Raw genomic sequence first — 12,507 nt, 5'->3', positions numbered from 1 at the left:
AAGCGATGGGCGATCGACGCCATCGGCGCGATCACTCAGCGCAGCGACGGGTTCAACGTGTAGGTGCCGTGCAACGCCGCTTCGGCCAGCACATGCCCCTGCATCGCCGACAGCACATCGGCGGCGGTAAAGCTGTCGGGCAGGCTGAGTTTGGCCACGTCCAGCGCGAACACGCGGAAGAAATACCGGTGCACGCGCAGGTCGTTGAACGGCGGGTACGGGCCGTCGTAGCCACGGTAGTGGCCGGCCATGTCGGCATTGCCGGCGAACCACTGGGTGTAGGAATTCAAGCCCTGCCGGGCACCGGCCGGGCCGGCTGGCTGCTGCTTGCCCTTGACCACGAAGCCGTCGCTGCAGCTGCCCGCCGCAATCTCATGCACATCGGCGGGGATATCGGCCATGGCCCAATGCACGAAATCGGTGCGTGGCTGCTCGACGGGAATCTGCAGGTCGTCACGGCCGACGGTGTCGGGCACGGTCGGCACGTCCGGGTCCAGGCACAGCAGCGCAAACGACTGTGTACCGGCCGGCACCTCGCTCCAGGCCAGGTGCGGATTGCGGTTGGGCGCAAAGCCCTCCGGCGTGCCAGCGGCAAATTCCACCGCGATGGGCTTGCCGTTTTCGATGCTGTTGCTGGTCAGACGCATGGCGGGTCTCCGAGGGAAGCGATACGGATCAGGGTGCCTGGGTCCGCGCCACAGCGGAAGACGTCGCGATGGAACCTTCTGATGCGCTCGGCCGGGTTTACCGCCGCGTACGTACCGCGCCTGCACACGATGCGACGAAGCGACTGCGGCCACGCCCAACTGCCGTGGGCGCGACCGCGTTGATGGCGCCTCAGTCCTGCGGGTAGCCGAAGCGCACCGCGATCAGCGTGAGCAGATCGAACTGCGCGCCGAGCACGCCGCGGTAATCGCGCCAGCGGCCAGAGGCCAACCGTGCCGGGCCACGCGGTTCGACCAGCGGGAAGCTCAGCCCGAACGCCTGCTCCAGGGCCGTCGAAATACCCTGCGGGTCGTTTTCGATCCCGTCCAGCCGGATGATGCGGTGGGGGTACAGGTCGCGCTCGTGCAGCGTGGCCAGCTGTTCCAGCGCGATCAGCAACCAGTCGGTGGCCTGCTGCGGCGATTGCAGTGCCAGCGGCGCCGACGCCCCGGCCGAGAGCCAGTCCAGCAACATGTCGCGCGGGTCGCGCAACGCGATCGCCAGCCGGCCCTCGGGCAGATGCGGGCGCAGCGCGGTCAGCAAGGTGTTGTCCCACCACAGCAACCAGTCGATGACATTGCCATCGTCGATGCCGCGGCGCGGCAGTTGCGCCTTCCAGCCTTCCACCAACGCCATCGGTGCCAATTCGCCAGAGGCCAACTGTTCGAGGGTGCGGTAGCTCTGCAGCGCATCCGATGGCGGCGTGGTGCCATAGCGGTCGCCACGCACCAGTGGGGTGGCCGCGCCCATCACCGCGACCAGGCGTTCGACATGCGAGCCGGGCGTGCCCCACACGAACAGCGGGCGTGCGGTGACCGTGTCGGGAATGCTGCCCAGCGCAGGCCACTGCGTCGGCTGCCTGGCTGCCTGCGGCGGCAGCGGCAACCGATGCTGGGCCTGTTCGCGGTGGAACTGCATCCAGGTACCCACGGCGGCATCGGGCTGGCCGGCGCGGTCCTGCACATTGCCCAGCCATGGCCGCAGCACGGTCTGCTGCGGTGCAGGCAGCGACTCGATCAACGATTCGACGCAGGCGATCGCCGCCGGCGGGTCGCGTTGCAGCAAGGCTTCGACGATGCGCTGCTCGCCGCTGATGCGGCCCGGCTCCACCGCCACGATCTGGCGCGCCACCATTTCCGCCTCGTCGGCCTGGCCCTGCATGTCGTGCACGCGCATCAGCGCTTCCAGCGCCGGCAGGTGTTCGGGCATGGCCAGCAGCCAGCGCTCGATCACCGCCTGCGCCTGCGGCCCACCGACCGGCTCCACTGCCAGGCGCGCCAGCCACAGGTCGTGTGCCGTGGCCGAGGTGGCCAGTGCCGCATCCAGGGTGTCGCGCGCATCGTCCACCGCGCCCAGCCGCTCCCAGGCGGTGAGCAGCGCGTGCAACGTGCGGCGGTCGGCCGGCCAGTGCGCCAGTGCCAGGCGCAGGTGCGCGGCGGCCTGATCGGGACGACCGGCCTGCAGCTCCATCTCGCCGGCCAGCCGGCGCATGGCCGGCAGATCGCCGCCGGGCTGCTCGAGCACGCCCTGCATCGCCGCCAGTGCATCGTCCAGGCGGCCCTGGCGTTGGGCCAGTTGCGCAATGAAGGCGCGCAGCGCAGTGCCCGGCGGATTGAGCTCGATCACGCGCTCGAAGGCGCGCTCGGCGAACGCAAAATGCTCCTTCTGCAGATACGCAAAACCCAGCGAAAACAGCACGCGGGCATCGTCGGGCAGCTGCTCGGCAGCGCGGGTCAACAGCGCCAGCGCGCGGTCGCTGTGGCCGCGGCGCATTTCCACCACGCCATCGACCGCCAGCAATTGCGGGTGTTCCGGCGCCAGGCGCGCAGCGGTGCGGCTCAGCCGCTCGGCCTCGTCCAGATCGCCGCGTGCCACCGCCAGATGCGCCTGCATCACGTAGGCATTGAACTGGTTGGGATCCAGCGCGGTACTGCGCGACAGCGCGGCATCGGCGGCGGACAGATCGCGCGTGGCCAGCAATGCGCCGGCGCGCAGCAAGTGCAGGTCGGCATCTTCGGGCGTCAGCGCCAGCGCGGTATCGATGCTGTCCAGCGCCAGCACCGGCTGCCCTTGCTGCTGCAGCGCAAGCGCCAGCCAGCGGTGGGCACCGGCGTGATCGGGCGCGTTGGTGACCCACTCGCGGGCCAGCGCCACCGCATCGTCGGCCGCATTGCGGCGCAGGGCTTGAAGGATGGCGTCTTGCATGGCGGTGGCGGGTCCCGGACAAACCGCTATTGTAACGATGCGCGCTGCGGCGGCTTGCATGGGCGACGCACGCTGCTGCCTGCCGCCGTGTGCAGGGTGGGCGTTATCGGCGGTGCGAACCCACATCGATCGTTCGCGCCGGCCAGAGGTTCAAACGCTTGCCGACGTCCGACGCAGCACGCTCGCGCCGCAGGCCACGCAGAGCGCCCCAAACATCAACTGGCCCAGATGCCAGAGCGCAGCATGGGCGCCGACGGAAACCGATCCTGCGCGGGAGCGGAACAGGATCTGCCCGGTCTGCGGCCGGGTGTAGAGGCTGATCGCGCTGAAGTAGACCCTCACGCAACCGACGACCACTGGCAAAACGGCGATCACTGCATCCATGGACGGATGTCGTGTCGGCGTCATTCGCGCGCTGACGCCAGCCGCTCGGCCACCCAGCGTTCGGCAAAGCCGTCGCCGCGGGCGTTTTCCAGAAAGCCGCAATGCCCGCCCCAGCGTGCGATTTCCAGCTTTGCATGCGCCGGCAACTGCCAGGCGGCGAAATCGGCGAACGGAATCACCGGGTCGTCTTCGGCCATCAGGATGTCGACCGGCACCTGCAGGTTGGCCAGGCGTTGGCCGGCAATCGAGTAGCTGTCGAAATACGCTTCCAGCGAGCCGTGTCCGGTGTGCTTCACCGCCAGCCAGGCCATCAGCCCGCGCATGTCCAGCGCCAGGGTGGCGTCGTCGTACCCGTGCTGCTCGGGGAACAGCTTGCGCTTGCGCAGCAGCGATTCGCGCCATTTACGGCGGAAGTACCAGTCGTAGAACTGCGGGCCCTTCTCCAGCTGGGTCATGGTGGCGGCCGGGTCCAGCAACGGGCACACCGCCGCCACGCGCGCCAGCGGCAGGCCGGCGGCGGGCGCACGCAGCGCCAGCCGCAGCGCGAAATTCCCGCCCAGCGAATACCCTGCAGCCAGCAACTGCGGCGCAGGAAAACGCCGCCACAGATCGCCTGCGGCATTGACCACTTCTTCGATGCGGTCGGAGTGGAACAGGTCTACATTGAGATGGTGGGTACCGCCGTGGTCGCGGAAGTTCAGCCGGAACACCTGGTAGCCCAGACCGAGCAGGCGCGCGGCGGTCAGGCGCATGTAGTTGGAATCGGCGCTGCCCTCCCAGCCATGCAGCAACAGCACGGTGCCGCGCGGTGGCGCATCGCCGGGCGGGATGCTCATCCAACCCTGCAGGCGCACACCGTCGCCGCCATCGAGGATATGTTCGCTGGTGACCGCACCGCTGGCGGCCAGCAACTGGCGGCTACGGATGCGCCGCAAGGCGCTGCTGCCCAGCACCGATTGCACGTGGGGATTGCGCAGCCAGCGCGGCGGCAAGTAATCGGAGGCGTTCATGCGCGCATCGCACCGGCGTTGCGGCTGGCCGCAGGGGAGAGGCGCGTGCGCATCGTCGGCTAGGATTCCATCGCTGCGACGATCCGTTGGCGCGAGGTCTCGGCCATGCGACGGCGGCCTTCGATGTCCAGCGCGCGAATCGGCTCGAGAAAATGCACTTCGGCCAGCCGCGACGGTTCGCCCAGCAGGCGCACGATATTGGCGAAGAAACTCTCGCGCTCACCGAAGGCCACCACCGCCTGCGCGTTGCCGCGCAGCCCGTACCGCAGCGCCACCGGCTGTACCGGCACCCCGGCTTCCACCGCCGCCTGGAAGATGCGCGCATGGAACGGGCCCACTTCGGTACCGCCACGGGTACGTCCTTCCGGGAACACCCCCACCGGCTTGCCGCTTTGCAGGCGCAGCAGCATTTCCTGCAGCACCCCGCCCAGCGATTCGGTATTGCCGCGCTGGTGGAAGATGGTCTGGCCCTTGGTTGCCAGCCAGCCCACCAGCGGCCAGCCGGCGATTTCGCGCTTGGCCACAAACCCCATCACGCGCTGGCTGTGCAGGATGGAGATATCCACCCAGCTGACGTGGTTGGCCACGAACAGGGTCGCGCCCGGTAGCGGCGTCCCGAAGCGGCGCAGCCGGAAGCCGAACACCCGCATCAAGGTGCCCTGCCACCAGCGGATCATCCGCTCCTCCAGGGTGTCGTCGTGCCCGATCCGGATCTGCGCCAGCGCCGGCACCACCACGCACAGCATGGTGACCGGCAGGCCGAGACACAGATGCAGCAACAACAGTGGCACCCGGTAGAGGTACCGGAACCAACGCAACGCGCCGCCAGCGTCGCGCGTGGCGTCCAGGGATGACTCGCTCATTCGACGAACGGAACCGGTAACGGGGGAAGGAAGCGCAACCATTGTGACAGCAGCGTGGCCGCCGCGCAGTGCCGGCAGCGGATGACGCTGTTCCATGCATGCCGCTGCCGGGCGAGCTCAGCCATTGCTGCGCGCGACCACCGCCAGGGTCAATCGCGACACACAGACGCGTTTGCCGGCCGGGTTTTCGATGGTGATGTCCCAGACATGCGTGCTACGCCCCACATGTACCGCCCGTGCAGTGCCGGTCACCAGCCCCTGGGTGGCGGCGCGCAGGTGATTGGCATTGATCTCCAGCCCCACGCAGATCTGGGTCGACATATCCACGCACAGGTTGCCGGCGCTGCTGCCCAGCGTTTCGGCCAGCACCACCGAGGCGCCACCGTGCAGCAGGCCGTAGGGCTGCCTGGTGCGCGCATCCACCGGCATGGTGGCGCGCAGCCAATCGTCACCGGCTTCGGTAAAGACGATGCCCAGATGCTCGATCAAGGTATCGCGGCTGGCGGCATTGAGGGCGGCTAAATCGACGGGTTCGCGGAAGGTCATGGGCTGGGAATGGGGAATGGGGAATGGGAAATGGGGAATGGGGAATGGGGAGCGGGAAGCGCTAGAGCATCCCGGCGCCTGGGACGCGATGCAACTGGGCAGTGCTGCCGTCACCTGACCGCATTCGTCGGTGGCACCAATGCACTACGCGACCCTCGCCCGTGACAACTGCAGCCGCTTCGGCGATTTCCGGCGTCCAGGGGCCGATCCGCAGCCAACTGCGTGCATCCAACCACAACGCGCTGCACCGCGGGCACCGGCTGCTGCGACCCGCGCGGCACGCCAGCCGATCAGAGAATCGGTACCAGCCCGGCGCCGAAGGCGGTCAGCATGCGCACCAGCAGCCACTTCGGGCCGACATTGACCTCCGGAAAATCGCCCACCGCCACATAGCACTGGCGGAACTGCGGGTCCTGCCGCTTGAGCGGGAACGGGCAATCCGGGCCGGGCTGGAACTCGTAGTTGGTGGCGTAGCGCCATGGCCAGAAGTCCAGCACCGGCAAGGCTTCGGAGACCTTGCCCACGCTGTAGTTCAACCCGCTCAGCACCGGCGGCTTTTCGCGCGGCGCCACCGTCCAGGCATTTTCCGGGGCGATGTCGCGTTCGATGCTGGCAGCCAACGCCTGCGCAAAGCGCGCATCGTCGATCACCACGGCCGCTTCGGTGTTGTAGTTCTCGCTGCGCGGGTCGAAGTTGTGCGTACCGATCACGCCGATGCGGCGATCCACCACCAACGACTTGGCGTGCAAGCCCATGCGCGCACCGGCGCGGGTCACCGGCAGCGGCTTGTTGACCGCGCGCGTGCCCAGGAACGAGGGCCGCGTTTCGGTACGCAACACGCGCCGATCGACCTCGCTCCCGCCCGGCGCACGGCCGCCGCCACTGCCACGCAGCACGCTGCCGGCGCTCGCGCTGGCGTTGCCTTCCGGGCCGCTGCTGCCGCGCATCGCATTGCCCGCAGCGCTGCCGCCGATCAGGCGATTGTTGCGGCTGTCCTGATTGACCCCGGAAGCGGGGTTGAGCGGGTCCGGCACCAGGTTGGCGTAATCCACCGGGGCGTCGAGCGGAAACGGCTTGAACTCGTACACGTTGAAGCCCAGCTCGCGCATGTTGCGGCGTTTGAACTTGTACGAGAGCGCATACACGATGGGGTTGTCGGTGGCGGCCAGGCTATTGGTCGACACCACGATGCGCGGCGGCTGCGGGTGTTTGCGCAACGTGCGGAAGATCGCCTGCGCCTGGTCGGACAACACCAGGTACGGGGTCTGCAGCAGCACTTCCTGCTGCGCGCCGGCAATCAGGCCATCCAGTTCCGGCGCCGTGGACACCGCCTTGGCCGCATGTTCCCGGCGGTGCTTTTGCGGCAGATCGGCCACGTACAGCACACGCTGCACCGGCATGGCCGGGGTCACGAAAGCGTCGCGCACGAATTGCGGGTCGCGCACTTCGCGGTCCACCCGCGCCACCCGGTCGGGCCGGCGGAACTCGGCCGGCGGCATCGTCGGCACGCCCTGCTCCAGCAGCAGGCGCCCGACATCGTTCAGACGCTCGGCCGGGACGCTGCGCCGGGCGCGCCAGAACGCATCGAAATTGGCGGCCATGGCGCGCACTTCCGGCCCGGCCAGAATCACGTCACGGTCGCGGAAGTTGTACTCGCTGTCCCAGTCGTAATAGTCGTCCTGGTAATTGCGCCCACCGACCACGCCCAGCACGTCGTCCACCACCAGCAGCTTGTTGTGCATGCGCTGGTTGAAGCGGCGGAAGCAACACAGCACGCTGCCGGCATAGTCGAAGTAATTGAGTTTGACCTTGCCGAAGGTGGGGTTGTAGATGCGCAGCTGCAGGTTTTCATGACTGCTGGCCAGCGCACCGAGAATCTGCAGATCGGCGATCGCCGACAACTGATCGATCAGGATGCGCACCTTGACCCCGCGTTGGGCGGCGTCCACCAGTGCGTCCAGCACCATGCGCGCGCTGTCGTCCTTGTCGAAGATGTAGGTCTGCAGATCGATGCTGCGGGTGGCGCTGCGGATCAGGTTGAGCCGGGCCACCAGCGATTCTTCGCCGTGGTCGACGATGGTGGCGTAATGCCGCGGCGCCGCCGGTGTGGAGGCGGTCATCGCCTCCCCGCCCAGCGCGCGCAATGGCGAGGGTTGCGCACAGCGATCGGCCTGGCTGCAATTGACTACAGTGCTGCGTGCCGCGGCAGCGACACCGGCGGCAAGGTTGCGTTCGGTTTGTGACAGGCTGGCGCATCCGGTGCCGAGCAACAACGTTGCCAGCACGCACACCCTCAACAGGTACTTCACGGGCGCCGCGCCTCCTGCAGGCGCCCACGCAGAATGAACGTCACCCTGTCGCCCAGGGCCATCTGCCACGCATTCATTCCGTAACGTCCACGCAGGACCGTCCCTCGACTGATCACGTCGCAATCATAGCCCGGCCGCGTGCATTCGGCCGGCACCACATGCAGCGTTTCCAGATGGGTGATTCCGCGGATGGTCAGGTTGCCGACGATGTCGCCCCCCTGCTTCACCACTTCGTCGACATACGGTAGCGACTCGAATTCGACGACCGGGTACTGCGCAACGTCGAAAAAATCTTCCCCGCGCATCCAGCTGGTGTAGCGGTCCTTGCCGGGGATCTCCACCTGAGTGGCGTCCAGCCGGAAGCGCACCTGCTGACGCCCGTCGGCCAAGGTCACCACGTCACCGCGAAAACGCGGGAAAAACCCCTCGATCTTCATTCCGAAGCGCGTCTTGATCTCGAACCCGAAGCGCGATTGCGCCGGGTCGATGGACTGCACCTTCTGCTGCGCCATGCAGGGGAACACGACCCAGAGCGCGAGCCAGGCGTACCAGCGCAGCGACGATGACACGGATCAGGGCCACCAGAAGGCGGTCAGGCGGGCGATGCCCGGCTCGATGGTGGCGTCCAGCGGCAAGGCCAGCAACGCGATCGAGGCGGTGGGCATGCCGCGGTAATCGCCGGTCTGGCCGCTGTGCATCAGCGCTGCCAGCCGTTCCAGGCCAGGGTTGTGGCCCACCAGCAGCAGGCGCTCGGCCTCGCGATGTTCGTCCACCAGGCTGGCCAGGGTGCCGGGCGTGGCCTCATAGATGCGTTCGTCCAGCCGTTGTTCGATGTAGCCGGTGAGCTCGAGCACCGCCTCCAGGGTTTCGCGGGCGCGGCGGGCCGGGGAGCACAGCACCCGGTCGGGCACCAGCCGCTGCTCGCGCAGCCAACGCCCGGCCGCCTCGGCCTCGGCGATGCCGTGCGGCGACAGCGGGCGATCGAAATCGGCCTGGCCGGTATCGGCCGGTTCGGCGTGGGCATGTCGCAACAAGATCAATTCGCGCATAGGAACTTTCCGGTTCTAGGACTTCTTGAGCCACTTGAACAGCGGCTCCCAGTCCTGTTGATGGTCGCGCACCTGCGCCGAGCGGTAGTCGAACAAGCTGCGTCCCAGCCCGGCCATCACCACATAGGCCTGGGTGTCGCGCAGTTGGGTCACCAGCGGATACGGCCAGTTGCCGATCATGTCGGCGGCCTGTTGCGAGGTCTGGGTCCAGGGACGGGCACGATTGAGCACCAGGCCCACCGGCAGTTTGCGCTGATGCACGCGCGGCACCTTGGCCAGCGTGTTGAGAAAGCCGACCACCGCTTCGATATCCAGCGCCGAGGACAACACCGGTACCACGATGGCATCGACGTGGTCGAGAAATCCGCTCAGGTCGTCGGCCATGGCACCGGCCGGCGCATCGACGATCAGGGCATCGGTGCCGTCCGGCACGGCGCTCTGCCAGCTGCGGCGCTTGGTGGCGTCGATCGGCAAGACCGCACTTTCCAGGCTGGCGCGGCGCTCTGCCCAGCGGGTGGACGAGCCTTGCGGATCGGCATCTGCCAGCACGGTGCGCTGGCCTTGCAACGCCGCATGTGCGGCCAGATTGGTGGCGATCGTGGTCTTGCCGACGCCGCCTTTGGAGGCGGCCACCAGGACTGTCTTCATGCACGCCTCGCTTCCGGGAGCAAGCCGGCAGCGTACACCGCGGCAAGGTGAGGAAGTAGTCGAAACGCGTTAAACGCACTGCTGCGGGACAGGCAGCGACAGCGCAGACCTTCAGCCGATGCGCGCAAGGCCTTGCGCCGCAGCTGTGCGTGGCAACGATGGAAGCCTGGCACGGCGCAAGATCGTCCACGCGTATCGCTCAGCCGCGGCGTCGCAATGCAGCATGGCGCCGATGTTGCAGGTGTTGGCGTATCACAGCCCGAACAAGCGCAAGCGTGTGCCTGCGGCGCCAGCGCGCTCTGGCTGCTGCAAGCGTTACGGCTTCACGCCACCAGCCGCGCCAGCAGCCAGGCCCACGCAGGCAGCGTCAGCAACGACAGCAGGATGCTGTAGCCGACCATCGCTGCAGCCAGGCGCGGGGCCAGCCGGTGCGAAATGGCCAGCGCGGCGGCGGTGATCATGGTGGGCATGGCCGATTCGAGCACGTTGGTCTGCAGCATCTGCCCATGCAGGCCCAGCCCCCAGGACAACGGCAGGGCCAGGACCGGCATCAGCAGCAGCTTGAACACCAGGCCCACAGCCAAGGGCTTGAGTTCGTCGGCAGGCAGGCGCAGCTGCAGCGAAAAGCCCACCGACAGCATCACCAGCGGCAACATCGCATCGGCCAGATTCTTCAGGCCCGAGCCAATCCAGGCCGGCGGTTGCTCGGGCATCAGGGTCAAGGCGAACAGCAGCGCCCACAACGGCGGGAACTGCAGCACGCGCATCGCGATCAGCCGTGCGGTCGGCGGGGTATCGCCGCTGTACCGGGCCAGCACATACAGCCCGAACGTGGACAGCAACACGAAGGTGCCGAACTGGTCGTAGACCACTGCATACGGCAGCGCGTGATCGCCGATCAGCGCGCGCACCATCGGAAAGCCGATGAAGCTTGAATTGGTAAACACCACACACATCAGCAGCGCGGCGTATTCGGCGCGGCCCAAGCGCAACAGGCGGCTGCAACCCCACAGCAACGGCACGATGATGGCGGTCAGCAGCCATGGCGTGGCAATCACCCCACCGAGCGACGCATCCAGATGCAGGCGCGGGACATAGGTCAGCACCGACGCCGGCAGGCAGATGTACAGCACGATGCGGTTGAGCACATCGGCGCTGTTGTCCGGCAACACCCGCAGGCGGGCGAACAGCAGGCCCAGCCCCAACATGGCCAGAATCAAGGCAAATGCATCTACCGCCATGCGCGATCGTGTCCGTTGGAAAGCGATGCACAGGATCGCATAGCGCGCGGTGCGCGCATCGGTGGATGCGTTGGCCTGGCTGGGGTGCAAGGTGCACGCCACCCGAGCTCCGGTCACCGCGGAGCTGCCACGACCGCATCGTTTCCCTATGCGGAAGCCAGCGTATCGAACACGCGGCGCCCTCGCCGCTCCGGACAATGCGTTGGTCAAACACGTCCTTGCACCGTGTTCCGCGATGGTGGGCGGACCAGGCCGTGGAGCAAGCTTGCAGCGCCGAGTGCGCGACACGCCGTGAACCCGTCCGTGGAGGCTCGATGGCGGGATCCATGCCGCCAACGGTCCCGCGATCGGCAAGCACAGCGCATCAGACAGTTCGTTGGTGACTCGATTGAAGGAGCGAGGACGCCGCGCCAGCCAGGCGACCTGCTGCTGTCTTAGCTCTGCGCATCGACCATCTCAACTGGTCCTTGCGCCCGCCGTCGCGGGACCTTACGCGGCACGGCTGCCGCGCAAGCGCCTACAAAGACGTACTTGCAGCGTGTCCTGCGATGGTGGGCGGACAAGGGCCCCGCAGCCACGCCACAGACCAACGCGTTGCTCTCCCGCATCGACCTCGCAACGTCGGCACGCCAAAGTTTTGAGCCGTGATTGGAATCAGGCGCAGACCTGCTCAGCCTTTCACCGAACTCGCGGAATCAACGTTAGACGTCTTCGTTTCAAGTAGCGGCAGGCCGACGCGCCAGATGGCGCCTGGCGTATCGGCCAATGGCGGCAACCGGTCGATTCACTGCACAAGCCGCGCTGCAGGAACTCCCGCAGCGCGGCGAAGCGCTTACGGAAACGCTGGCGGGTTGGCCTGCCAGGCCGCAAAGACCTCGGCCAGGCTGGCGCGCTCTGCCTCGCGCCATTCCGGCAACAGGCTGGCGTAGTTGGCGGTACTGCTCCAACGGTCCGGCCAGGTGCGCACGGCTGCGGCATACCACTCGACCGCCTCCTGCTTGCGTCCGGCGCGCCAGAGCGCCAGTGCAGCCGTGGTCGGCAGCCATTCCGGCGTGGCCGGACGGCCATTGGCCAGGTTGGCCCATTGCTGCAGCGCCTTGTCGGGCTGGTCGGCACGCAGCAGGTCCCATCCATAGTTCCAGGTGATGGCCCGGTACTGCTGGCTGCCGTTGGAGACCAGCGCCAGCGCGCCCTGATACAACTCATCGCCCAACTGGGTGCGCCCACCGGCGTAGGCCAGCGCCGCCAACTGCGCGCGCGGGTCGGCCGCGCGGGCGTCACGTTGCACCATCGCCGCCAGCCGGTCGACGACTGCATCGCCCTGGCCCTGTACGGCCACCACGGCCTTGGTGGTACCGCGGTCTTCGTCGAAATAGAACTCCTTGGGCTTGGGCAAGCTCTGCGCCTGCGCCAACGACCACACCCCTCCGAGCAGGGCCAGAGCGGCCCACGCGTATTTCCTTTTCACTGTGTTTTCCCCTGACAGCAAACGACCCCTTCCCGTCCCCATCCTACCCGCAGCGCGTCGGCTGCGCATCCGCACAGGG

12 protein-coding genes are annotated in these 12,507 nt (G+C 67.5%); all 12 read right to left on the bottom strand.

Annotation, left to right across the window (positions count from 1 at the left end; genetic code table 11):
* Positions 1-35: 35 nt before the first annotated feature.
* The 12 genes from ACCQ07_RS00960 to ACCQ07_RS00905 all read right to left on the bottom strand — a co-directional run bounded on the left by ACCQ07_RS00960 (position 36) and on the right by ACCQ07_RS00905 (position 12,428).
* Positions 36-647, bottom strand: a complete 612-nt coding sequence (locus ACCQ07_RS00960) for a YbhB/YbcL family Raf kinase inhibitor-like protein (RefSeq protein ID WP_057681300.1) — start codon at positions 645-647, stop codon at positions 36-38.
* Between the two features lie 190 nt (positions 648-837).
* The gene (locus tag ACCQ07_RS00955) at positions 838-2,910 is read right to left on the bottom strand and encodes a tetratricopeptide repeat protein (RefSeq protein WP_136733408.1); all 2,073 of its coding nucleotides are present in this window, start codon (positions 2,908-2,910) and stop codon (positions 838-840) included.
* Positions 2,911-3,060: 150 nt separating this feature from the next.
* Positions 3,061-3,294 carry a hypothetical protein gene (locus ACCQ07_RS00950; protein WP_277575180.1) on the bottom strand — a complete coding sequence of 78 codons (234 nt, stop codon included), beginning with the start codon at positions 3,292-3,294 and terminating at the stop codon, positions 3,061-3,063.
* A 20-nt stretch (positions 3,295-3,314) separates the two neighbouring features.
* On the bottom strand, positions 3,315-4,304 hold the full coding sequence (locus ACCQ07_RS00945) for a YheT family hydrolase (RefSeq protein ID WP_029818227.1): 990 nt from the start codon (positions 4,302-4,304) through the stop codon (positions 3,315-3,317).
* 59 nt (positions 4,305-4,363) lie between these two features.
* Positions 4,364-5,263, bottom strand: coding sequence for a lysophospholipid acyltransferase family protein (locus tag ACCQ07_RS00940; RefSeq protein ID WP_014088993.1), 900 nt, complete (start codon positions 5,261-5,263; stop codon positions 4,364-4,366).
* Positions 5,264-5,284: 21 nt separating this feature from the next.
* Positions 5,285-5,713 carry a hotdog fold thioesterase gene (locus ACCQ07_RS00935; RefSeq protein WP_011345912.1) on the bottom strand — a complete coding sequence of 143 codons (429 nt, stop codon included), beginning with the start codon at positions 5,711-5,713 and terminating at the stop codon, positions 5,285-5,287.
* A gap of 290 nt (positions 5,714-6,003) precedes the next feature.
* A complete protein-coding gene (locus ACCQ07_RS00930) occupies positions 6,004-8,022 on the bottom strand; it encodes a phospholipase D-like domain-containing protein (RefSeq protein WP_277574399.1) in 2,019 nt (672 codons plus the stop codon).
* Positions 8,019-8,591: a YceI family protein gene (locus tag ACCQ07_RS00925; RefSeq protein WP_008571534.1), complete on the bottom strand. Its 573-nt coding sequence runs from the start codon at positions 8,589-8,591 to the stop codon at positions 8,019-8,021. The genes ACCQ07_RS00930 and ACCQ07_RS00925 overlap by 4 nt, the downstream gene beginning before the upstream one ends.
* A gap of 3 nt (positions 8,592-8,594) precedes the next feature.
* A complete protein-coding gene (locus tag ACCQ07_RS00920; protein ID WP_003488452.1) occupies positions 8,595-9,071 on the bottom strand; it encodes a SixA phosphatase family protein in 477 nt (158 codons plus the stop codon).
* Positions 9,072-9,086: 15 nt separating this feature from the next.
* Entirely contained in the window at positions 9,087-9,719 is a 633-nt protein-coding gene (locus ACCQ07_RS00915; protein WP_011345909.1) for a ParA family protein, read from the bottom strand.
* Positions 9,720-10,042: 323 nt separating this feature from the next.
* Positions 10,043-10,960, bottom strand: a complete 918-nt coding sequence (locus ACCQ07_RS00910) for an AEC family transporter (RefSeq protein ID WP_008571532.1) — start codon at positions 10,958-10,960, stop codon at positions 10,043-10,045.
* 832 nt (positions 10,961-11,792) lie between these two features.
* Complete coding sequence (locus tag ACCQ07_RS00905) at positions 11,793-12,428, bottom strand: hypothetical protein (protein WP_008571529.1); 636 nt, start codon at positions 12,426-12,428, stop codon at positions 11,793-11,795.
* Positions 12,429-12,507: the final 79 nt, after the last annotated feature.

The organism is Xanthomonas sp. NCPPB 3583, from assembly GCF_041475715.2.
In the GTDB taxonomy this organism is placed as follows: Bacteria; Pseudomonadota; Gammaproteobacteria; order Xanthomonadales; family Xanthomonadaceae; genus Xanthomonas; species Xanthomonas euvesicatoria.
Note: the sequence above shows the minus strand (reverse complement) of the source record. Positions and strands in the feature narration are given on the sequence as shown.